Origin of the sequence: Aestuariicoccus sp. MJ-SS9 (genome assembly GCF_032586235.1) — a bacterium.
Classification (GTDB): domain Bacteria; phylum Pseudomonadota; class Alphaproteobacteria; order Rhodobacterales; family Rhodobacteraceae; genus Aestuariicoccus.
This window is the reverse complement of record NZ_JAWHTD010000005.1, coordinates 46192-67194: the sequence shown is the minus strand read 5'-3', so window position 1 is coordinate 67194 and position 21003 is coordinate 46192. Positions and strand designations below refer to the sequence as shown.

Below are 21003 nucleotides of genomic sequence, written 5' to 3'. Positions count from 1 at the left end.
GAATTTTTGGAAAATTCCGGCGCTGGTGGAGAGGTTTGCGATGACGCCAAAGGCGGTGATTTTCGACATCGGCAATGTGCTGATCGAGTGGCAGCCCGAGCGGTTTTATGACCGGGTATACGGCCCGGACCTGCGCCGGGCGATGTTCGCCGAAGTCGATCTGCACGGTATGAACGACGCTATCGACCGGGGCGGCGATTTTCGCCAGATCGTCTACGACACCGCCGAAACCTACCCCCACTGGCGCGCGCAGATCCGGCATTGGCACGACAGCTGGCTGGAGCTGGCCACGCCCGAGATCCCGCATTCTGTCCGCCTGCTTCGCGCTCTGCGAGGCCAGAGCGTGCCGGTCTTCGCGCTGACCAATTTCGGCATCGGCACCTGGCGGATCGCGGTGCCGCGCTATCTGTTCCTGTCGGAATTCGACCGGCATTACATCAGCGGCGAGATGAAGGTCATAAAGCCCGACCCCGAGATCTACGCCATGGTCGAGGCGGATTGCGGCTTGGCGCCGGAAGCGCTGCTGTTCACAGACGACCGGGCCGACAACATTGCGGCCGCAGCCGCGCGAGGCTGGCAAACGCATCAGTTCACCGGGCCGCAGGGCTGGGCCGAATGCCTGACCGCGCATGGTCTGCTGACCGGGCAGGCCGCCGCATGACCGGCGGCTGCGGCAGGTGCGGGGACCCATGACCGGCTGGATCGTCTTCCTGGCGCTGGTGGTCGCGTTGTCGGCGCTGCCGCGCTTGGCGGAATACCGCCGCAGACCGGTTGACGATGCGCTGCGCCGTGAAGCACCCGGCCGGTTCGCCGATCTCAACCGCGGCAAGACCCATTACCGATGGCTGGGTCCCGTGCGCGGGCCGGTCGCCCTCTGCGTGCACGGGCTGACGACGCCTTCGCCGGTCTGGGACGGGCTGGCCGAAGAGCTGGCAGCTATGGGCTTCCGGGTTCTGGTCTACGATCTCTATGGGCGCGGCTATTCCGACGCGCCGCGGGGGGCGCAGACGGCGGCGTTCCACGCCGCGCAGCTGCGCGAACTGATGGACCGGGAGGGGCTGACCGAAGAGGTTACGCTGATCGGCTATTCCATGGGCGGGGCCATCGCGGCGGCCTTTGCGGCCGAAGAGGACCACCGCCTGCGCCGCCTGATCCTGATCGCGCCGGCCGGGATGGGGCATGAATTGGGACCGCTTGCGAAATGGGTTGCCGACTGGCCCTTTGTCGGCGATTGGGCGTTTCACATGTTCTGGCCGCGTCAGGCGCTGGCCGACATCGCCGCCACGGAAGGCGGGCCCACCAGCGTTCCGGGGATCTGGGACCTCCAGCGCGACGAGCTGAAACGGCGCGGGTTCGTGCGCTCGGTGCTGTCCAGCCTGCGCGGCATCCTGCGCCATCCGCTCGAGGCGGAGCATCGCACGCTTGCCGCGAGCGGGCTGCCCGTCGCGGCGGTCTGGGCGCGTGACGATGCGGTGATCCCGCTTCGGGCCATGGGTCAGCTGACCCAGTGGAACCGCAAGGTCCGCCAGGAGGTGATCGACGGCGCGGGCCACGGGCTGGTCTTCACCCATACCGAAGAGCTTGCCGGCCGGATCCGCGCCATTATCGCCGACGCCGCCTGAGCCCGGTGGCACTTTCCGCATCCGCCCTGCTACACAAACGCCGCCGGTCGCGGTATCCGGGGGCATGCAGAGCGTAACCGAGACATATCGCGCCCGCGTGGCCGAAGGCCGGCTGAAGCCCGATGCGGCGCAGGAGGATGCGCTGCCGGAGCTGGAGCGTATCCGCGCCGCGCTGGCGGCGCCGGTGAAGAAGGGTCTTTTCCGCCGCGCGCCCGAGCCGCCCAGGGGGCTCTACCTCTGGGGTGGGGTCGGGCGCGGGAAATCCATGCTGATGGATCTTTTCGTCGAGACCCTGACCGTGCCCGCCCGGCGCGTGCATTTCCATGCCTTCATGCAAGAAATTCACCGCGAGATGCACCGGCTGCGCGGCGAAGGCGTCGAGGATCCGATCAAGCCGGTGGCGAAATCGGTGAGCGACTCGGTCCGGGTGCTCGCCTTCGACGAGATGCAGATCACCGACATCACCGATGCGATGATCGTCGGGCGGCTTTTCGAGCAGCTTTTCGATGCGGGCTGCGTGGTGGTCACCACATCGAACCGGGTGCCGGACGATCTTTACAAGGATGGGCTGAACCGGCAGCTTTTCCTGCCGTTCATTGCGCTGCTGAAAGAGCGGTTGGTGGTGCACGAGCTGGCCTCGGACCGCGATCACCGGCAGGACCGGCTGGCCGGGGCGCAGGTTTATTTCCATCCCAACGACGCGGCGGCGCGCGGTGAGATCGAGAAGATCTGGTCGGAGCTGACCCATGACACCGAAGAGACCCTGACCCTGCATGTGCAGGGCCGCGAGGTGGAACTGCCGCGCTATCACAACGCGGTCGCGCGGGCGTCGTTCTACGAGCTTTGCGGGCGGGCGCTGGGGCCTGCGGATTACCTCATGCTGGCCGATGCGGTGCGGGTGCTGATCATCGAGGACATCCCCCGCCTCAGCCGGCAGAACTTTAACGAGGCCAAGCGTTTCGTCACCCTGATCGACGCGCTTTACGAGGCGCGGGTGCGGGTGATCGCGACGGCGGTGGACGTGCCGGAAAGTCTTTATATCGAGGGCACCGGGAGTTTTGAATTCGAACGCACCGCGAGCCGATTGCGGGAGATGCAGGCGGCCGACTGGGGGTCTGCGGAGGTTTGAATCGCCGGGTCGTGTGCCTTCGGGCCGGGGCCCCAAGAGGCCGCCGTCGATTGAGTATTTTTGCCAAGAAGAAGCAGGGGGGCGGTTCTTTTTCTGTCGCGGTGGCGTGGAAAAAAGAAGGGTCCCGAAGGACCCTCAAGGCTGCTCGCGTCGGCCTTACTGCCTGTTATGGGAATTCGGAATTTCGCGCGGGTGGCGTCGTTTTGAAGACGCTCGGTCCCGCAGGGGCGTTGAAAAATGTCGTGTGTACGCGCAGCGGAGCCGTCACGCCGTGACGGTTCGGCGCGGCGGGTGGCAGGGGGGTCATCCGGCGCGTCCCGGCTGGGTCGCCGAAGCTCCCCGCGTCACGCCCGAATAGGCAGCTGCCTTGACCATCTCATGTCCCTCAGAGACCCGTGCGCGGTATGTATCGACACCACGATGCGGGATTTCACCCGTTATACGCAGGTGATTCGCGATGCGTCAACATATTGTGACGGGATCAACCTCTATGGTGTGAAGCTGCGCAATGGGGAAGCAGTTGTGGGGTGGCGGTCAGGTCGTTGCCGCTCAGCCGTTTTCGCGCAGAACCGATCCGGCGAGGTAGAGCGATCCGCAGATCAGCACCCGCGCGCCGGGGGTCCGGGCGAGGATGGCGCTGAGAGCGGCGGCGACATCGGGCGCGGTGGTGGCGTCAAGACCGGCCGCGCTGGCGATGGCGGCGGTCTGGTCGGCGGGGAGCGTGGCGGCCTCTCCGGGGATGGACACGGCCGTCAGCCCGTCGGCCACCGCCGCCAGTGGCGTGAGGTAGCCGCGCACATCCTTGGTGTTGAGCATGCCGCAGATCAGGTGGGTCGGGCGGGCGGGCAGCTGCGCCAGATACGCGGCCAGCGCCTGGCCCGCCGCGGGGTTGTGCCCGCCGTCGAGCCAGAGCTCGGCCCCTTTGGCGATCTCGGCGAGCGGCCCCGTGCGCAGCCGCTGCATCCGGGCGGGCCAATGGGCTTTCGTGACCGCCGCCGCGCAGGGTTCGGGACCGAAGCCCAGGTGCCGCAAAGCCGCCAGCGCCGCGCCCGCGTTCTGGATCTGATGTGCGCCGGGCAGGTTCGGCAGGGGCAGGTCCAGAAGGCCGGTGTCGTCCTGGAACACCATGCGGCCGTGTTCCTGATAGCTGTGCCAGTGCTGGCCGTGGACCAGCAGCGGCGCGCCCAGCCGGGCGGCGCGGGCCTCGATCACCTCGAGCGCATCGTCGGCCTGGGGCGCGACGACGCAAGTCACGCCACGTTTGAGGATCCCGGCCTTTTCGCCGGCGATCTTGGCCAGGGTGTCGCCCAGAAAGCCTTCGTGATCCATCGACACCGGGGTGATCACCGTCAGCACAGGCGCGTCGATCACATTGGTGGCGTCGAGCCGACCGCCGAGGCCCACCTCGAGCAGGGTGTAGTCGGCCGGGGTGCGGGCCATGGCCAGGAGGGCGGCGCAGGTGGTGATTTCGAAATAGGTGATTGGCGCGTCGCCGTTGGCGGCGTAGCATTCGTCCAGAACGGCGGTCAGGCGATCCTCGGCGATCAGCTCGCCAGCCAGACGGATGCGTTCGTGGAACCGCGCCAGATGCGGCGAGGTATAGGCGTGCATGCGCTGCCCCGCCGCCTCGAGCCCGGCGCGGATCATCGCCTGGGTGCTGCCCTTGCCATTGGTGCCCGCGATGTGGATCACCGGCGGCAGATCGTTTTGCGGATTGCCAAGCGCCTCGAGCAGCCGCCACACACGGTCGAGCGTGAGGTCGATGATCTTGGGGTGCAGCGCCATCATCCTCTCAAGGATGAGGTCCGAGCCTTGTGCGGTCATTTCCCGGGCGTCTTGCCGGCCGGTTCCGACGCCTTGCTGTCAGAGGTCTCGGGCCCGGGCGGGGGCAGGTCGCCCCAGGTGGCGGGGGCCATGTTCATCAGCATCCGGCAGATCACGACCAGCTCTTCGCGCATCTTGCGCCGGTCGGTGACGCGGTCGAGCATCCCGTGCTCGAGCAGGTATTCGGCGCGCTGGAAGCCCTCGGGCAGGCGTTCGCGGATCGTCTGTTCGATCACCCGCGGCCCGGCGAAGCAGATCAGCGCGTTGGGCTCGGCGATCTGTACGTCGCCCAGCATTGCGTAGGACGCGGTCACCCCGCCGGTGGTGGGATGGGTCAGCACGACGATATAAGGCAGGCCGGCCTCTTTGAGCATCTGCACCGCGACCGTGGTGCGCGGCATCTGCATCAGGCTGAGGATCCCCTCCTGCATGCGCGCGCCGCCGGCGGCGGAGAAAAGGATCAGCGGGCGGCCGAGCTTTATCGCCTCTTCGGCGGCGGCAATGATGGCGTTGCCCACATACATGCCCATGGACCCGCCCATAAAGCTGAAATCCTGGGCCGCTGCGACGATGGGCGTGCGCCCGATCTCGCCGGCGGCGACAAGCATCGCCTCTTTCTCGCCGGTGCTTTTCTGCGCGCTGCGCATCCGGTCGGGGTATTTCTTCTGGTCGCGGAAATGCAGCGGATCGGCCAGCGGTTCGGGGACGGCGATCTCGTTGAACACACCGCCGTCGAACAGCGCGCGAAACCGGTCGCGCGGAGTGATGTGCATGTGGTGGCCGCAGTTCGAGCAGACGTTGAGATTGTCGCTGATTTCGCGGTGGAAGAGCATCGTGCCGCAATCGTCGCATTTGGACCAGAGGTTCTCGGGCACCTCGCGGCGCGAGAAGATCGAGTTGATCCGGGGGCGGACGTAATTGGTGATCCAGTTCATGTGCGGCGTCCTTTACGGCGCGTCTTGTGGCTGTGGCTGATCTAAGCCGCGGCGCTGAGAATTGCAATCCGCCGTGCCGCCTAGGCGCGCAAGGCCAGCCGCGCCGCCAGCCAGCTGACGATCAGTGTGGCGAGGTCGAGCGGAAGCACCGCGCGCATCGCCTCTGCGTCCTGGGCGCCGAAGGGCAGCTGGTAGAGGGCGAGGCCCGACATGTCGCCGGGCAGGGCGGTGACCGCGATGGCCATGAAGTTGTTGACGAGATGCAGCGCGATCGCCGGCCCCAGTGTGCCCGACCGGGCGGTCAGGTCCGCCGCCGTCACGCCGAAGATGAAGGCCCAGAGCGCGACCCAAAGAGCGTTTTCGTCGTAGATCGTCGGCACGTAATGCCCCAGCGCAAAGAGCGCCGAGGGCAGGACGAGCCAGACCCCTGGATGCGAAAAGCGCGCTGCCAGCTGCGATTGCAGGTAGCCGCGAAAGAAGAGCTCTTCGCTGCCGGTCTGGATCATGAGCGCGATCAGCGTGAGCGGCAGCAGCTGCAGCCAGAGCCCGGTCGGCAGACCGGGTTGCAGATCGTCGAATTTGGGCCAGGGTGGCAGCACGGCCATTGCCGCCTGCAGCGCGGCGATGGCGAAAGCGACCCGCAGGAACTGGCCCCAGAAGGCGCGTCTGGGGCCAAAGAGCGTGCCCGCCCCGCGCCGGTGCATCACCCGCGCGGTCACGATGGTCGCCAGCCCTACGGTCCCCATGCTGGACAGCAGGAACAGAAGGCCCGCGGGTGTCATGCCGGTCTGCACCTCGGCCCAGAACGCCCGGAACGCCGCGTCGCCGAGCACCATGTGCAGCAGCGTCACCACGCCCCGGCCGAGGCCGAACATCACCAGCATGGTCAGCGCGATGCCCGCGCCCAGCCGCCAAATCTGCGCTTTCGCGCGGGCCGGGGCGATCAGCGGCTTGTACTTGTCGTAGCTCATGCGAGGCACGCCGCGGCGTGACGGGGAAAGCCCCGAACGCTCGACGGCGTCGGGCGGCAGGCTCTGGCTGGGGACTGGAAAGTTGGGTTGGCGGTCATGGCGCGATGATCGGGTGTTGCCGGGGCCTCTGTCAACGGCGGCGCGTTGGGCCCGGCGGGTGTGCGAAGGGGGAGGTGGGAGCCTCCGGCGGGAGTATTTTCGCCAAGAAGAAGCAGGGGACGCGCGCAAGGGGGCGGGCGGGGCGCATTGCCTTCGCGCTTGTGCGGCCTTGGCCGCTTCGCTATTCCCGTGGCAACAGCTTTCAGGGAGGAGCGTGCCATGCTCAAGCGTCCGTTCGACAAGTCGAAACTGCCCAGCCGCCATGTGACCGAGGGCCCCGCGCGGGCGCCGCACCGGTCGTATTACTATGCCATGGGCATGAGCGAGGAGGAAATCCATCAGCCTCTGATCGGCGTGGCGACCTGCTGGAACGAGGCCGCGCCCTGCAACATCGCGCTGAACCGGCAGGCGCAGGCGGTGAAGCTGGGGGTCAAGGAGGCCTCGGGCACGCCGCGCGAATTCACCACGATCACCGTGACCGATGGCATCGCCATGGGCCACGAGGGGATGCGGTCGTCGCTGGCCAGCCGCGAGGCGATTGCCGACACGGTCGAGCTGACCATGCGCGGCCATTGCTATGACGCCATCGTCGGGCTGGCGGGTTGCGACAAGAGCCTGCCGGGGATGATGATGGCAATGGTGCGTCTGAACGTGCCGTCGGTTTTCATCTACGGCGGTTCGATCATGCCAGGCCGGTTCCAGGGCCGCGACGTCACCGTTCAGGACGTGTTCGAGGCGGTGGGCCGCCATCAGGCGGGGCAGAATTCCGACGAGGAGCTGCGCGCGCTTGAGCGCGTGGCCTGCCCGTCGGCGGGGGCCTGCGGCGGCCAGTTCACCGCCAACACCATGGCCTGCGTCAGCGAGGCGATCGGGCTGGCGCTGATGAATTCCTCGGGCGCGCCCGCGCCGTACGAAAGCCGCGACGCTTACGGCACCGCGTCGGGCATCGCGGTGATGAACCTTCTGGCGCATAACATCCGCGCGCGCGACGTGGTCACCCGCAAATCGCTGGAGAACGCGGCGCGGGTCGTGGCCTGCACCGGCGGGTCGACCAACGCGGGCCTGCACCTGCCCGCCATCGCGCATGAGGCGGGGATCGAATTCCTGCTCGACGACGTCTGCGAGATCTTCAAGGACACGCCCTATTTCGTCGACCTCAAGCCCGGCGGGCAATACGTGGCCAAGGACCTCTATGAGGTGGGCGGCGTGCCGGTGGTGATGAAGGAGCTGCGCAAGGCGGGGCTGATCCACGAGGATTGCGTCACCGCCAGCGGCAACAGCATCGGCGAGGAGCTGGACAAGATCGAGCGCGAAGCCGATGGCAAGGTGATCTATCCCATCGAGACGCCGATCACCAAGACCGGCGGCGTCGTGGGCCTGAAAGGCAACCTCGCGCCGCAGGGCGCCATCGTGAAGGTCGCGGGCATGAGCGCCGAGGAGCAGGTCTTTTCGGGCCCCGCGCGTGTCTTCGAGAACGAGGAAGAGGCGTTCGAGGCGGTCAAGGCGCGCACCTACAAGGAGGGCGAGGTGCTGGTCATCCGCAACGAGGGCCCCGCTGGCGGGCCCGGCATGCGCGAGATGCTGGCCACAACCGCGGCGCTGTCGGGTCAGGGCATGGGCAAGAAGGTCGCGCTGATCACCGACGGGCGCTTTTCGGGCGCGACGCGCGGGTTCTGCGTTGGCCATGTCGGGCCCGAGGCGGCGCATGGCGGGCCCATCGGGCTGCTGAAAGACGGCGACGTGATCACGATCGATGCCATCTCTGGCGAGCTGTCGGTGGATCTCAGTGACGAGGAGCTGGCGGCACGCAAGGACGCCTGGCAGGGTCCGCGCGAGACGATCTATGCCTCGGGTGCGCTTTGGAAATACGCGCAGCTGGTGGGCGAGACCTATCGCGGCGCGGTCACCCATCCCGGTGCGGCCGAGGAAAAGCACGTCTACGCGGATCTCTAGGATGGCGGCGCGGCGCGCGGTGGCGTGGCTGCTGGCGGGCCTCGTGCTGGCCGGCTGCGCCGGCACGGGCGAGGAGGGCGCGCTTGCCAGCACGCAGGGCGACGCGGCCCGGGCCGGCGGCGGCGGGTTCCTGTCGCGGCCGTTCCGCAAGCCGCCGCTGGCGCGGGCCGATCTGGTCGGCGGCGCCGTTGTCGTGGCGGGGCCGGAGGGCTATTGCGTCGATCCCAAGACCGTGAAGCGGCAGCGCGACAGCGGGTTCGCGATGCTGGCCAGCTGCAATATCCTGTCCGGCGGCCGGGGTGGTGCCTATGTCGAGCCGGTGATCGTGACAATCGTGGTCGGGGCGCCCGGCACGGGCGACGCCCTGCCCGCGCCGGAGGATCTGGCGGGCAACGCGGACGCGGCGCTGCTGCGCGGCGACCGGTCCGGCGACCTTGTGATGGCGCATCTGGCCACCGGCGGAGAAGAGGTTCTGAGCGAGGGCGATCCGCGCTATTGGCGCGGGGTTTTCGCGCTGGGCGACCGGCTGGTCAGCCTTGCGCTTTATGCGCCTCGGGGCGCCGACCTTGCGGGGGCTTCGGGCGGGCGGATGCTGACACGCGTCAAGGGGCGGATCGTGGCGCTGAGCCCGGCGCCCGGCGACGCGCCGGTTGAAAAACAGGCCCAGGCCTCATCCGGCGGCGTATTTGCCCGTTTATTCAATCAAAAGAATTTGCCATAACACTGAAAACGGCGCGCCCCGGCATGGCCGCGCAGGCGCGCAAGGGGCGCGGGATCGGGCAGATGGCAGGCGAAACACATTCGATGATCGACCGGCTGATCCAGAACGGCGCGCTGCGCCGCTGGGCCAAGGCCGCGCGTCAGGCCGACGACGCCGACCTGCCCGAGCTGCGCCGCCAGCGGGCCACCGCCCGGCGGCTGAAATTCCATCTCGATACGCTGATCCACAAGGCTGAAAGCCGTCTTGCCCTGCCTATGCCCGGCAACCAGGCCTTTCCGCGCCCGCATGATGCCGACTGGGCCTGGCGGCCCGAGCTCTGGTGCGGCCCGCTGCCGGTACCGGGGCTTTCGTCGGTCGAATCCAAGTCGATGCTGGGCACCGAGGCGACGCTGTTTCACGACTGCGCCCATTCCGAGCTGACCCTGCGCCAGCTGCGCAACACGCGCGAGGCCGATCTGGCGGCTTACGGCCTGCGGATGGATGTGTTCCGCTTCGACGGCTCGTACCTGTCGCTGGCCATCGACCTGCCGGAAGAGGCGGCGCAGGGGCTGCGGCGCAAGCATCTGATCCGCTTCGACACCATCGTCGAGATGGAGAAGCCGCTGGAAATCTTTGCCCGGCTCAACATCAAGCACGGGCCGAACACCGAACAGATCGTCCGCGAATTGCCACTGCACGAAGAGGACATCTGCGTCGAATTCGACCTGGCCTACACCAAGCTGAACGAGAAACGGGTCGAGAAGATGTGGCTGGACCTGATCTTCGAGGGGCCGCAGATGAACCAGGTGATCCTGCGCGACCTGACCTTCAGCCGCCGGCCGCGGGCCGAATTGTGATGCACCGGAGACCGCGATGACCGCTTATGCGCTGACGAAGACCCGTTTCAAGGAAGGCGTGTGGCAGGGGCTGCTGACCGCCATTTCCAAGGATCTGCCGGCCCCGGAAATCGCCGTGACCCATCTGGACCAGCCGCTGCGCGGGGTGACGGTGACCGAAACCAAGGACCCCGGGCGCTGGGTGCTCGAGGTGCCGGTGCCGATGGATGCCGTGGGCGACGGGGTTCACACCTTCCTGATCCTCGACGCCAATGCCGATGCGGTGCTGGACAGCTTCACGCTGATCGCGGGCGAGGCGCTGGGCGACGACATCCGCGCCGAGATGGCGCTGTTGCGGGCCGAGCTCGACATGCTGAAACGCGCGTTCCGGCGGCATTGCGTCGAGACGATGTAGCCCACGGGCGGGCAACTCGATTGACCTTGTCCGCCGCCCGGCCCAATGTGGCGCGGCACCCTGAATGAGGCCTCTCATGTCCCCGCTGCGCGGCGTTGCGTTCAAGCTCGCCTCGGTTTTTCTGTTCGTGATCATGGCGTCGCTGATCAAGGCGAGCGCCGCCCATGTGCCGACCGGGCAGGCGGTGTTCTTCCGGTCGTTCTTTGCCATGCCCGTGATCGTCGCCTGGCTGCTCTGGCGCGGCGATCTGGCCACCGGGCTGCGCGCCGAGCGGCCCCTGGGCCATGTCTGGCGCGGGGTGATCGGCGTGTCGGCGATGGGCTGCGGCTTTGCCGCGCTGGGGCTGTTGCCGCTGCCCGAGGTGACCGCGCTGGGCTATGCTGCGCCGCTCTTGACGGTGCTCTTCGCCGCCGCCCTTCTGGGCGAGCGGCTGCGGGCGTTCCGGCTGACGGCAGTGGGGATCGGGCTGGTCGGGGTGCTGATCGTGCTCTGGCCGCGGCTCGGCGCTGCCGGCGCTGACCGTATCGCGGTTCTGGGCGTGGTGCTGGTGCTGGTGTCGGCCACGCTGCGGGCGCTGGCGCAGATCCACATCCGCAAGCTGGTGCAGACCGAGCAGACCTCGGCGATTGTGTTCTATTTCTCGCTGACCGCGACGGTGTTTTCGCTGGCCACGATCCCCTTTGGCTGGGTCTGGCCGACCCCGGCAGAGGCGGCGATGCTGGTTGGGGCCGGGCTGATCGGCGGGGTGGCGCAGATCCTGATCACCTCGGCCTACCGCCACGCCGAGGCGGCGCTGCTGGCGCCGTTCGACTATGCCTCGATCCTGTTCGCGATCCTGATCGGCTATGTGGTCTTTGCCGAGGTGCCGACCCTGCCCATGCTGACCGGGTCGAGCGTGGTGATCCTGGCCGGCGTGGTGATCATCTGGCGCGAGCGCCAGCTGGGCCTGAAACGCGGGCAGGCGCGGCCGGGGATGACGCCGCAGGGCTGATCTTAAAGATCGAAGGTCTCCGCCGCCCAATAGGCCGGGGCCAGCAGCGCCCGGCGGTAGCGCCCCAGCGGAAAGCGGCGCGGCACCGCCCGCATCGCGGCGGGGTAGAGCGCGCGCGGCGCCCGGCCCTGCACCAGATCCGCCAGGATGCGGCCGGTATGGCTGGCCATCGCCACCCCGTTGCCGTGATAGCCCAGCCCTGCAAAGAGCCCCGGATGATCCGGCACCGGCCCGGCAAAGGGCGTGAGCCCCGGCATCAGGCAAACGAGCCCCGACCATTCATGCGTGATCTCGACCTCGTGCCAGGCGGGGAACATGGCGTGGAAATCCGCGCGGATACGGCGGTCGATCGCCGCCTGTGCGCTTGGCGTCGCCCTCAGCCCGCCGCGCATCCCGAAGAGGAAACGCCCGTCCGGCATCAGGCGGAAGTAATGCAGCAGAGTGCGGCTGTCATAGGCCATCTGGCCGCTGGTCCAGCCCTGCGCCGCCTGTTCCGCGGCGGTGATGGGGCGGGTGACGATGACGCTCGATTGCACCGGCAGATAGCGCGCACGCAGCCAGTCCGGCAGGTCTTCGGAGGAATAGCCGTTGGTGGCCAGGATCACCCGGTCGGCGGTGACGGTGCCCTGTGGCGTCTCTAACCGCCAGCCGCCGTCGCGCTGCAACCCGGTGACCGGGCTGTGCGCGCAAAGCCGGGCGCTCGCGCACTGCGCGGCCTGGGCCAGCCCGGCGTGGTATTTCCGCGGGTTCAGGGCAAAGCCCAGCGGGATCGTGACCGCCCCATGGAACGGCCCGCCCAGCCCGTTATGGCGCAATGCTTCCGGCGGAAGGATCTCTGGCGTGACGCCGTAAGTTTGGCGGATCGTATCGGCCTCTGCCCGCATGGCGGCAAAGGCGCGGGGCGTATGGGCCAGCAGGGTTTCCCCCTCGGAATGGACGTCGGCGGTGATGTCATGCGCCTCGATCAACTTGGCGGCGGTCTCGATAGCGGCCTTTTCGGTGGCCCGCCACTCTGCCAAACCCTCAGCCCCGAACCGCCGCCGCAACATCCCGGCCGACGCCTTGGCGCCGCCCAGGCAGCAGAACCCGCCGTTGCGCCCCGAGGCGCCGTAGCCCGGCTGCCCGGCCTCGAGCACGGTGACCCCGACACCATCCTGCGCAAGCTGCAGGGCGGCGCTGATCCCGGTGAAGCCGCCGCCGATGATCGCGACGTCCGTGCGGTGGTCGCCTGTCAGCGCGGGCCAGTCCTGCGCGGTGACGGTATCGGCCCAGAAACAGGCCCCCTGCGGGCCATAGGCCGGGGCCTCGTAGATGCGTTTCATCCCGCCCGCGCGGCGGCCTGTTCGTCGCGCGCCTGCGCCACCGCGGCACGCTTGGACACCAGCGAGGCGGTGATCACCCCCACCGTGACCACGGCGATCATCAGCGTCGAGAGCGCGTTGATCTCGGGCGAGACACCGAGCCGGACCGCCGAGAAGATCTTGATCGGCAGGGTGGTTGCGGAGGGCCCGGTGGTGAAGCTGGCGATGACCAGATCGTCGAGCGACAGAGTGAACGCCAGTAGCCAACCCGAAATCACCGCGGGCGCGATGATCGGCAGGGTCACCAGCCGGAAGGCATCGAAAGGCGAGGCGCCCAAGTCGAGCGCGGCTTCCTCCAGCGACCGGTCGAAGGTCGTCAGCCGCGACGAAACCACGACGGACACGTAGCACATCGAAAAGGTCGTATGCGCGAGCACGATGGTAAAGACGCCCCGGTCGAGCCCGATGCCGATGAAAAGCAAGAGCAGCGATAGGCCGGTGATCACCTCGGGCATGACGAGCGGCGCGTAGATCATGCCCGAAAAGAGAGTTCGCCCGGAAAAGCGCCCGGCCCGCACCAGCACATAGGCCGCCATGGTGCCCAGGATTGTGGCCAGGGTCGACGAAGCCACTGCCACCTTCAGCGTGACCCAGGCGGCATCGAGGAATTCCTCGTTGCTCAACAGCTCGCCGTACCACCTGGTCGAGAACCCGGCCCAGACCGTCACCAGCTTGGAGGCGTTGAAGCTGTAGATCACCAGGATGATCATCGGCAGATAGAGAAAGGCAAAGCCCAACGTCAGCGCGGTGGCATTGAACCAGGAAAACCGTTTCATTCCAGCGCCTCGTTTTCTTGCAAAGAAAACGATCCGGAATTTTTGAAAAATTCCGGGCTCATCCCTCGGCCTCCCGCGCTTTCTGCTCGTTGCGCTGGAACAGCACGATGGGCAGGATCAGGATCAGCAGAAGGACGATCGCCACGGCGCTGGCGACCGGCCAGTCGCGGTTGGAGAAAAATTCTTCCCACAACACCTTGCCGATCATCAGCGTGCCCGACCCGCCCAGCAGCGAGGGGATCACGAATTCCCCGATGGCGGGGATGAAGACCAGGAAGCAGCCCGCGACGATGCCGTTCTTCGACAGTGGCACAGTGATCAGCCAGAACGCCTGCATCCGGGAACAGCCCAGGTCCTCGGCCGCCTCCAGCAGCGAATCGTCCATACGTTCCAGCGCCGAATAGATCGGCAGGATCATGAACGGCAGATAGGTGTAGACAATGCCGATATAGACCGCGGTGTTGGTGTTGAGGATGGTCAGCGGTTCGCCGATCACGCCCAGCCACAAAAGGAACTGGTTCAGCAACCCTTCAGTCGACAGGATCCCCATCCACGAATAAACGCGGATCAGGAAGCTGGTCCAGAACGGCAGGATCACAAGCATCAGCAGTGTCGGCCGCCACTCTGGTGCTGCGCGCGCCATGCCGTATGCGATGGGGTAGCCCACCAGCAGTGTCATAGCGGTGGAAAGTCCTGCAATCTGAAGCGAGCTGAGATAGGCCTTCCAATAAAGATCGTCGGTGGTCAGGAACCAGAAATTCTCGAAATCGAGCGCGGCGATGAATTCCCGCAATCCATCCAAGCCGGCACCGAAATCGAGCTGCGGCAGGTAGGGCGGCCGCGCCAGCGCCACGTCCGAAAGCGAGATCTTCAGCACGATCAGGAACGGCACCAGAAAAAGCGCCAGCAGCCAGGCAAAAGGTACGGCGATCAGAACGGCCCGGCGCATCAGACCCGCGCCCCTGTTTCATCGATCCATAAATATCCCGGGGGGTGTGGGGGGCTGGCCCCCCACCCGCGATTACCGATCATGCGCCATCCTCCAGCAGCACGCCACCGGTGGCGGAGAAGCTGACCCAGACCTCGTCATCCCAGGTGATGTCGCGCCGCGCGATGCGGCGGGTGTTGGCGGTCTGGGCCTTGATCATCGACCCGTCCGCCAGTTCCACGTGATAGGTCGAGATGTTGCCGAGATAGGCAATGTCGATGACCTTGCCGCTTAGCGCGTTGACAGCCGTCTCCGGCCGGTTTTTCGAGATTGCAACCTTCTCAGGACGCAGGGCGAGGATTACCGGCTTGCCCTCCAGCGCCATGTCTTCGGTGGCGTAAAAGAGGCGCGGCTGTCCTTCGGCCCAATCGATCTCGAACCCGGGGCCGCGCGGCCGGGGGGGAAGCCCCGCCGCGGGGGTGGGGGCGGTGTCGGGCGCGGATGGGGGCGGCAGCAGCTTGGTCTCGGGCGTCGCGGTGCGGGGGCCGAGCACGGGCTTGAGAACGCGGTCGTGCAGCCAGATGCCCAGTGCATTGGGCTGGGGGCTGCGCGGCGCGGGCTGCGCGGATGCGGATGCTTTTGTCTGGGTGGGTTCGGAGGCCGGGACCGGTGCGGCGGCCTCGGGCGCCTCGGCCACCGCCTTGTGTGCGGTGCCCCGGATCAGCGTCACGTCGCCAATGAAATCGGCGACATAGACCGAATTCGGGGCCTCGTAGATGACATCCGGGGTCGCGACCTGCACCACGCGGCCTTCGTCCATCACCGCGACGCGGCTGGCGACGGTCATCGCCTCTTCCTGATCGTGGGTCACGATCACGAAGGTGGTGCCGAGCTTCTCCTGGATATCCATCAGCTCGAACTGGGTGTCCTGCCGCAGCTTCTTGTCCAGCGCGCCCAGCGGCTCGTCCAGCAGCAGCAGCTTCGGCGCCTTGGCGAGGCTGCGCGCCAGCGCCACCCGCTGGCGTTGCCCGCCCGAGATCTGGTGCGGCTTGCGGCGCGCGAATTTCGTCAGCCGCGTGAGGCGCAGCATTTCGTCCACGCGGTCTTCGATGCGGTCCTTCGCCATGCCTTCGCGCTTCAGCCCGAAGGCGATGTTGTCCCACACCGACAGATGCGGAAAGAGCGCGTAGCTCTGGAACATCATGTTCACCGCGCGCTTGTTGGGCGGCACGTTGCCGATGTCCTGACCGGCCAGCAGGATCTGCCCCTCGGTCGCGGTTTCGAACCCGGCCAGCATCCGCATCATCGTGGTCTTGCCGCAGCCAGACGGCCCCAGCAGCGCAAAGAATTCGCGTTCGAAGATATCCAGCGTCAGGTTGTCGATCGCCACGAAATCGCCAAAGCGCTTGGTGACCCCCTTGAACTGGATCAGCGGCTTGGCGTCGGGGTCGTTCCACGGTTCGAAGACGCCGCCATGCGCGGCGGGTTTCGGCTTGGTCTTGGGGGTGGTTGCGGCCATGGCGTTCCCGGACATGAAAGGGCCCGCGCCGGGGTGGCGCGGGCCGGAAGGGCGTCAGGTGCCCGACTTGATCTTGGTCCAGAGCCGCGTCAACGTGCGCTGCTCTCGCGGGCCGAAGGGCGTGACTGTGTAGAGATTTTCCAGCGCCGACGCGTCGGGATAGATCGCTGTATCGCCGATCACGTCCTCGACCAGGAATTCCTGCGACGCGAGGTTGCCGTTGGCGTAGTAGACGTAGTTCGACGCCGCGGCCATGTTTTGCGCATCCATGATGAAGTTCAGGAAGACATGCGCCGCCTCGGGGTTGGGCGCGTCCACCGGAATGGCCATCTGGTCGAACCACATCAGCGCGCCTTCGGACGGCGCGTTGTAGACGATCTCGACGCCGTTGTCGGCCTCGGCGGCGCGGTCGCGGGCCTGCAGGATGTCACCCGACCAGCCCACGGCGACGCAGATGTCGCCGTTGGCCAGCGCGTTGATGTATTCCGAGCTGTGGAACTTCTGCACGTAGGGACGGATCGCCATCAGCACTTCTTCGGCCTTGGCGAGCGATTCGTCGTCCTTGGCATCGGGGTCCATGCCGGCATAGGCCAGCGCCGCCGGGATCATCTCGGTCGGGGCGTCGAGAAAATGCACGCCGCATTCCGCCAGTTTTTCCATGTTCGCCGGATCGAACACCAGTGCCAGGCTGCCCAGGGGGGCGTCGTCGCCCAGCAGTTCGGTCACCTTGCCGACATTCGCGCCGATGCCCGTGGTGCCCCACATGTAGTTGATCGAATAGGCGTTGCCCGGATCGTAGGTCGCGGTGCGCTTTTCGATCACGTCCCACATGTTTTCGATATTCGGCAGCTTGGACTTGTCCAGCTCCTGAAAGGCGCCCGCCGCGATCTGCCGCTGCAGGAAGGTGCCGGTTGGCACCACGACGTCATAGCCCGACCCGCCGGCCAGCATCTTGGTCTCGAGCACTTCGTTGCTGTCGAAGACGTCGTAGATCAGCTCGATACCGGTTTCGGCTTCGAATTTTTCCAGCAGGGCTTCGTCGATATAGTCGGACCAGTTGTAGACCCGGACTTCTTCGGCCTGGGCGGCCGCGGCCACGAGGGCCAGTGTGGCTGTGAAACTCAGCAGCTTGGTCATTTTCATACGCTCCATACGCTCCCGTGAGGCCGCAGGAGTCGTTTGTGCCCCTGTCGGTTACAGAATTTGATCAAATATTGCCGCCAATAGCAATATGCGTCATGCTTTCACGGCGAAAGGCGGCACGCAAGCGGACGCGGCACGTCACAGGCGAGCGAGGGGGAGAACGATGAATTCGCAGGCATCCCGCGGGAACGGGGCAGTGGCGCTGCCGGCGCACGAGACGGTCTATCGGCAATTGCGCGACAAGGTGCTCTTTGGCGAGCTGGCCCCGGGCCAGCCGGTCACGATCCAGGGCCTGACCGACGCGCTGGGCGCTGGCATGACCCCGGTGCGCGAGGCGCTGCGCCGCCTGACCGCCGAGGGCGCGCTTGAAGCGCTGGGCAATCGCCGCATCGCGGTTCCCGTGCTGGACGGGCGGGCCATAGAGGAGCTGACCGAGGCGCGCTCGGCTCTGGAGCCACGGCTCGCCGCTCGCGCCAGCGGGCGCGTCACGGCGGCCGAAGTGGCCCATCTGCGCGGCATCGACGATGCGCTGGACCGTGCCATCGCGCGCGGCGACGTGCGCGGCTATCTGCTGGAGAATCACCGGTTTCATGCGGTTCTGAATGGGCTGGCCGACGCGCCGATCCTCACCGCGCTGGTCGACGGGCTCTGGCTGCGGTTCGGCCCTTCGCTGCGCGTGGTTTGCGGGCAGATGGGCACGCGCAACCTGCCCGACCGGCACAAGGATATCCTGACGGCGCTGGACACCGGCGATTCGCAGGGCGCCGCTGCGGCGATGCTGGCCGACGTCGAACAGGGCATGGATCTGATCGCGCAGAGCCTCTGACCCGCCACCGCAGATCAGAGATAGGGTGAGCGCTGCGGACGCATGGTCAGTTCGGTGACGCACGCGGTGTTCGGAAGGGTCACGGCCTGGGCGATCATCTCGGCAATGTCGGACACCTGGATCATGCGGGCCGGGTCCTTGCCCTGCATCCCGACGCCCTCGGTATGGACAAAGCCGGGGTGCACCACCGTCACCCGGACGCCGTCCTCGCGCACGTCCTCGAAGAGCGCTTTGGCAAAGCCCAGTTGGGCGTGGCGGGTGGCGCAGTGGATGGCGTGATTCTTCCAGCCGGTCCAGGAGGTCGGCCCGCAGATATAGACATAGGCGCCCTGGGCCGCGCGCATGGCGTCAAGCACATGGGCTGTCAGGCGGATGGTGCCGCGCAGCACGGTGTCGATGGTCTTGTCCCAATCCTCGAACCTGTCCACCGATACGGGCCCATAGGTGAACTTGGCCGCGCAATGCACCATTGCGTCGAGCCTGCCTTCGCGGGTCGCCCAGGCGCCGAGTGCTGCCAGCGCCGCCGGATCGCTCATTTCGGCGGTCATCGCGTCGCCATCGCCGCCCGCGTCGCGGACCGCGCGCAGCGTGTCCTGCAAGGCGTCCTCGCGCCGGCCCTGCGCCATGATGAACCAGCCGTCCCGCGCCAGCCGAATCGCCGTGCCGCGCCCGATGCCGCTGGAGGCCCCCGTGATCAGTGCGATTTTCCGGTCCATGCCGCCCTCCTGTCGCCCGTTCCTGCGCCAGTCTAGCACAGCGGCGGCGCAGCCGGTGCCGCGCAAGCCCGCATAGGGGCGGAATCGATTCGCGAAACGCTGTGCGATTGACACTGGAAAATTTGATCATATTCTGCGCGGACCCCAGCTGGAGGCCCCCGAATGACCGTGATTTCCACCAACACCCCGACGTCCGAGCTTCAGCGTCTGGACGCAGCACACCACATGCATCCGTTCACCCACGGGGCCGATCTCGGCAAGAAGGGCGCGCGGGTGATCACCCGGGCCGAAGGCTGCTGGCTGACCGACAGCGACGGCAACCGCATTCTCGACGGCATGGCGGGGCTTTGGTGCGTGAACGTCGGTTACGGCCGGCGCGAGCTGGCCGACGCGGCGGCGCGGCAGATGCAGGAACTGCCGTTCTACAACACCTTCTTTCAGACCACCCATGTGCCCGCCATCGCGCTGTCGGCCAAGCTGGCAGAGCTGGCACCGGGCGATCTGAACCACGTCTTTTATGCCTCCTCGGGGTCCGAGGCGAACGACACCAACCTGCGGCTGGTGCGCACCTATTGGACCGAAAAGGGCCAGCCCCGGCGGCAGAACGTCATCAGTCGCTGGAACGCCTATCACGGCTCGTCGGTCGGGTCTGGGTCGCTGGGCGGCATGAAGGGGATGCATGCGCAGGGCGGGATGCCGATCCCCGGCATCCATCACATCGACCAGCCCGACTGGTGGTCCGAAGGCGGCGACATGACGCCCGAGGAGTTCGGCCTGGAACGTGCCCGCCAGCTTGAGGCGAAGATCGAAGAGCTGGGTCCCGACACCGTCGCCGCCTTCATCGCAGAGCCGGTGCAGGGCGCGGGCGGCGTGATCGTGCCGCCGGAAACCTACTGGCCCGAGATCCAGCGCATCGTGAAGAAATACGGCATCCTGCTGATCGCCGACGAGGTGATCTGCGGTTTCGGGCGCACCGGCAACTGGTTCGGCTCGCAGACCATGGGCATCACGCCCGACATCATGACCATCGCCAAGGGGCTGTCCTCTGGTTATCAGCCCATCGGCGGGTCGATCCTGTCGGCTGAGGTGGCCGAGGTCATATCGGGCACCGAATTCAACCACGGCTACACCTATTCCGGCCACCCCGTGGCCTGCGCTGTGGCACTGGAGAACATCCGCGTCCTTCAGGACGAAGGCGTGATCGACCGGGTGAGGGATGAGACCGGGCCCTATCTGACCGAAAAGTTCCAGTCGCTGACCGACCATCCGCTGGTTGGCGAGGCCAGGATCGTTGGGATGATGGGCTCGATTGCGCTGACGCCCGACAAGGCCAGCCGCGCGGCCTTTGCCGCCGAGGCGGGCACGGCCGGGTACATCTGCCGCGAGCGGTGCTTCGCCAACAATCTGATCATGCGGCACGTGGGCGACCGGATGATCATCTCGCCGCCGCTGGTGATCTCGAAGGACGAGATCGACACGCTGATCTCGCGCGCGTGGCAGTGCCTCGACGAGGCGCACGCGCAGCTTGAAGAGCAAGGGCTGATGGAGCCGCGGCGGTCGGTTTGACGCCGGGTTCTAGGGGAGCGACCGGCGCCTGCCCGTGGGGTGGCGCCGCAGCGGTCCTTCGATGCGCTTTATCTCGGCCAAGTCATTGCATCGAATGAACGAAGCGCTGTCGTCGCCAAAGCGCCAGCCCGCCGGTACGGGCAGGCGCTGGTCGCGGCGGCCTGCGGCCTTGATTCCGCGACTCGGTGCTTGTCGGAATAACGGTTCCGCCCCAAGGCTGATCCGCGCTCTCCGCGCCCCTAGCCCACGCGCTGCGGCGCGCCGGTGCCCATGTTGGTGCCGATGAAGGGCTTCTTGGCGGCCTTCCAGGCGCCGAAGCCGCCCGCCAGATGGGCGACGCGTTTGACGCCCGCCTCGATCGCCTTGCGAGCCATCTTGTCCGACCGCACGCCCGACCCGCAATAAAGCACCAGCTGCTTTTCGGTCTGTCCCGGCAGCTTGTCGGCGCAGAAGAACGCCATCGGCATCAGCAGCGCGCCTTCGATATGTTCGAACATGTATTCCTGCGGCGTGCGCACATCCACGAGGTAAATCTCGTCCCGGGCAAAGGCGGCGGCGACGTCCTCTGCGTCCCAGGTTTCCAGAACCGCGTCGCCGATGGTTTCGGTCTTCATGATCGTCTCCTTCGTCAGACCCGGTTTTCCGGGATCCTGAAATACTGTCTGCCATCGGTCTCGGCTGGGCAAGGGGCGT

General features: G+C 66.9%; 20 protein-coding genes. 10 read left to right on the top strand and 10 right to left on the bottom strand.

Going from position 1 to position 21003, the window contains the following annotated elements; all coding sequences use genetic code 11:
- Positions 1-40 precede the first annotated feature (40 nt).
- The 3 genes from RXV88_RS05530 to zapE all read left to right on the top strand — a co-directional run bounded on the left by RXV88_RS05530 (position 41) and on the right by zapE (position 2751).
- The gene (locus RXV88_RS05530; RefSeq protein ID WP_316291107.1) at positions 41-661 is read left to right on the top strand and encodes an HAD family phosphatase; all 621 of its coding nucleotides are present in this window, start codon (positions 41-43) and stop codon (positions 659-661) included.
- A gap of 28 nt (positions 662-689) precedes the next feature.
- On the top strand, positions 690-1622 hold the full coding sequence (locus RXV88_RS05525) for an alpha/beta hydrolase (RefSeq protein WP_316291106.1): 933 nt from the start codon (positions 690-692) through the stop codon (positions 1620-1622).
- Between the two features lie 64 nt (positions 1623-1686).
- Positions 1687-2751, top strand: a complete 1065-nt coding sequence (gene zapE, locus RXV88_RS05520; RefSeq protein ID WP_316291105.1) for a cell division protein ZapE — start codon at positions 1687-1689, stop codon at positions 2749-2751.
- 549 nt (positions 2752-3300) lie between these two features.
- On the opposite strand, the gene RXV88_RS05515 is transcribed toward zapE, so the two are convergent.
- From RXV88_RS05515 to RXV88_RS05505, 3 genes are all read right to left on the bottom strand, one after another.
- Positions 3301-4575 carry a folylpolyglutamate synthase/dihydrofolate synthase family protein gene (locus tag RXV88_RS05515; RefSeq protein WP_316291104.1) on the bottom strand — a complete coding sequence of 425 codons (1275 nt, stop codon included), beginning with the start codon at positions 4573-4575 and terminating at the stop codon, positions 3301-3303.
- Positions 4572-5510: an acetyl-CoA carboxylase, carboxyltransferase subunit beta gene (accD, locus tag RXV88_RS05510; protein ID WP_316291103.1), complete on the bottom strand. Its 939-nt coding sequence runs from the start codon at positions 5508-5510 to the stop codon at positions 4572-4574. The genes RXV88_RS05515 and accD overlap by 4 nt, the downstream gene beginning before the upstream one ends.
- Before the next feature lie 80 nt (positions 5511-5590).
- Positions 5591-6481 carry a CPBP family intramembrane glutamic endopeptidase gene (locus tag RXV88_RS05505; RefSeq protein WP_316291102.1) on the bottom strand — a complete coding sequence of 297 codons (891 nt, stop codon included), beginning with the start codon at positions 6479-6481 and terminating at the stop codon, positions 5591-5593.
- Between the two features lie 318 nt (positions 6482-6799).
- On the opposite strand from RXV88_RS05505, the gene ilvD reads away from it, so the two are divergent.
- From ilvD to RXV88_RS05480, 5 genes are all read left to right on the top strand, one after another.
- Positions 6800-8533, top strand: a complete 1734-nt coding sequence (ilvD, locus tag RXV88_RS05500) for a dihydroxy-acid dehydratase (RefSeq protein WP_316291101.1) — start codon at positions 6800-6802, stop codon at positions 8531-8533.
- A 1-nt stretch (position 8534) separates the two neighbouring features.
- Complete coding sequence (locus RXV88_RS05495) at positions 8535-9254, top strand: dihydroxy-acid dehydratase (protein ID WP_316291100.1); 720 nt, start codon at positions 8535-8537, stop codon at positions 9252-9254.
- Positions 9255-9316: 62 nt separating this feature from the next.
- On the top strand, positions 9317-10090 hold the full coding sequence (locus RXV88_RS05490; protein WP_316291207.1) for a DUF6478 family protein: 774 nt from the start codon (positions 9317-9319) through the stop codon (positions 10088-10090).
- Positions 10091-10106: 16 nt separating this feature from the next.
- Positions 10107-10484 (top strand): hypothetical protein, encoded by a 378-nt coding sequence (locus tag RXV88_RS05485; protein ID WP_316291099.1) that lies wholly within the window; start codon positions 10107-10109, stop codon positions 10482-10484.
- Positions 10485-10560: 76 nt separating this feature from the next.
- A complete protein-coding gene (locus RXV88_RS05480) occupies positions 10561-11475 on the top strand; it encodes a DMT family transporter (protein ID WP_316291098.1) in 915 nt (304 codons plus the stop codon).
- A gap of 2 nt (positions 11476-11477) precedes the next feature.
- Here RXV88_RS05480 and RXV88_RS05475 read toward each other — a convergent pair whose 3' ends face one another.
- From RXV88_RS05475 to RXV88_RS05455, 5 genes are all read right to left on the bottom strand, one after another.
- Positions 11478-12797: an FAD-binding oxidoreductase gene (locus RXV88_RS05475; protein ID WP_316291097.1), complete on the bottom strand. Its 1320-nt coding sequence runs from the start codon at positions 12795-12797 to the stop codon at positions 11478-11480.
- Positions 12794-13612, bottom strand: a complete 819-nt coding sequence (locus RXV88_RS05470) for an ABC transporter permease (RefSeq protein ID WP_316291096.1) — start codon at positions 13610-13612, stop codon at positions 12794-12796. Before RXV88_RS05470 ends, RXV88_RS05475 begins: the two co-directional genes overlap by 4 nt.
- A gap of 58 nt (positions 13613-13670) precedes the next feature.
- Positions 13671-14561, bottom strand: a complete 891-nt coding sequence (locus RXV88_RS05465) for an ABC transporter permease subunit (protein ID WP_316291095.1) — start codon at positions 14559-14561, stop codon at positions 13671-13673.
- A 79-nt stretch (positions 14562-14640) separates the two neighbouring features.
- Positions 14641-16059 (bottom strand): ABC transporter ATP-binding protein, encoded by a 1419-nt coding sequence (locus tag RXV88_RS05460; RefSeq protein WP_316291094.1) that lies wholly within the window; start codon positions 16057-16059, stop codon positions 14641-14643.
- 54 nt (positions 16060-16113) lie between these two features.
- Positions 16114-17196 carry a polyamine ABC transporter substrate-binding protein gene (locus tag RXV88_RS05455; protein WP_316291093.1) on the bottom strand — a complete coding sequence of 361 codons (1083 nt, stop codon included), beginning with the start codon at positions 17194-17196 and terminating at the stop codon, positions 16114-16116.
- Positions 17197-17365: 169 nt separating this feature from the next.
- Here RXV88_RS05455 and RXV88_RS05450 point away from each other — a divergent pair, with 169 nt between their 5' ends.
- A complete protein-coding gene (locus RXV88_RS05450) occupies positions 17366-18028 on the top strand; it encodes a GntR family transcriptional regulator (protein ID WP_316291092.1) in 663 nt (220 codons plus the stop codon).
- A gap of 14 nt (positions 18029-18042) precedes the next feature.
- Here RXV88_RS05450 and RXV88_RS05445 read toward each other — a convergent pair whose 3' ends face one another.
- Complete coding sequence (locus RXV88_RS05445) at positions 18043-18744, bottom strand: SDR family oxidoreductase (RefSeq protein WP_316291091.1); 702 nt, start codon at positions 18742-18744, stop codon at positions 18043-18045.
- A gap of 162 nt (positions 18745-18906) precedes the next feature.
- Here RXV88_RS05445 and RXV88_RS05440 point away from each other — a divergent pair, with 162 nt between their 5' ends.
- Positions 18907-20310 (top strand): aspartate aminotransferase family protein, encoded by a 1404-nt coding sequence (locus RXV88_RS05440; RefSeq protein WP_316291090.1) that lies wholly within the window; start codon positions 18907-18909, stop codon positions 20308-20310.
- 239 nt (positions 20311-20549) lie between these two features.
- On the opposite strand, the gene RXV88_RS05435 is transcribed toward RXV88_RS05440, so the two are convergent.
- Positions 20550-20924, bottom strand: coding sequence for a rhodanese-like domain-containing protein (locus RXV88_RS05435; RefSeq protein ID WP_316291089.1), 375 nt, complete (start codon positions 20922-20924; stop codon positions 20550-20552).
- Positions 20925-21003: the final 79 nt, after the last annotated feature.

Coding starts and splice junctions, on each gene's coding strand:
- RXV88_RS05450 (WP_316291092.1), top strand. CDS start 17,366: ATGAATTCGCAGGCATCCCGCGGGAACGGGGCAGTGGCGCTGCCGGCG.
- RXV88_RS05490 (WP_316291207.1), top strand. CDS start 9,317: ATGGCAGGCGAAACACATTCGATGATCGACCGGCTGATCCAGAACGGC.
- RXV88_RS05515 (WP_316291104.1), bottom strand. CDS start 4,575: ATGACCGCACAAGGCTCGGACCTCATCCTTGAGAGGATGATGGCGCTG.
- RXV88_RS05495 (WP_316291100.1), top strand. CDS start 8,535: ATGGCGGCGCGGCGCGCGGTGGCGTGGCTGCTGGCGGGCCTCGTGCTG.
- RXV88_RS05470 (WP_316291096.1), bottom strand. CDS start 13,612: ATGAAACGGTTTTCCTGGTTCAATGCCACCGCGCTGACGTTGGGCTTT.
- accD (WP_316291103.1), bottom strand. CDS start 5,510: ATGAACTGGATCACCAATTACGTCCGCCCCCGGATCAACTCGATCTTC.
- RXV88_RS05455 (WP_316291093.1), bottom strand. CDS start 17,196: ATGACCAAGCTGCTGAGTTTCACAGCCACACTGGCCCTCGTGGCCGCG.
- RXV88_RS05460 (WP_316291094.1), bottom strand. CDS start 16,059: ATGGCCGCAACCACCCCCAAGACCAAGCCGAAACCCGCCGCGCATGGC.
- RXV88_RS05525 (WP_316291106.1), top strand. CDS start 690: ATGACCGGCTGGATCGTCTTCCTGGCGCTGGTGGTCGCGTTGTCGGCG.
- RXV88_RS05480 (WP_316291098.1), top strand. CDS start 10,561: ATGTCCCCGCTGCGCGGCGTTGCGTTCAAGCTCGCCTCGGTTTTTCTG.
- RXV88_RS05530 (WP_316291107.1), top strand. CDS start 41: ATGACGCCAAAGGCGGTGATTTTCGACATCGGCAATGTGCTGATCGAG.
- zapE (WP_316291105.1), top strand. CDS start 1,687: ATGCAGAGCGTAACCGAGACATATCGCGCCCGCGTGGCCGAAGGCCGG.
- RXV88_RS05465 (WP_316291095.1), bottom strand. CDS start 14,561: ATGCGCCGGGCCGTTCTGATCGCCGTACCTTTTGCCTGGCTGCTGGCG.
- RXV88_RS05505 (WP_316291102.1), bottom strand. CDS start 6,481: ATGAGCTACGACAAGTACAAGCCGCTGATCGCCCCGGCCCGCGCGAAA.
- RXV88_RS05485 (WP_316291099.1), top strand. CDS start 10,107: ATGACCGCTTATGCGCTGACGAAGACCCGTTTCAAGGAAGGCGTGTGG.
- ilvD (WP_316291101.1), top strand. CDS start 6,800: ATGCTCAAGCGTCCGTTCGACAAGTCGAAACTGCCCAGCCGCCATGTG.
- RXV88_RS05440 (WP_316291090.1), top strand. CDS start 18,907: ATGACCGTGATTTCCACCAACACCCCGACGTCCGAGCTTCAGCGTCTG.
- RXV88_RS05475 (WP_316291097.1), bottom strand. CDS start 12,797: ATGAAACGCATCTACGAGGCCCCGGCCTATGGCCCGCAGGGGGCCTGT.
- RXV88_RS05445 (WP_316291091.1), bottom strand. CDS start 18,744: ATGGACCGGAAAATCGCACTGATCACGGGGGCCTCCAGCGGCATCGGG.
- RXV88_RS05435 (WP_316291089.1), bottom strand. CDS start 20,924: ATGAAGACCGAAACCATCGGCGACGCGGTTCTGGAAACCTGGGACGCA.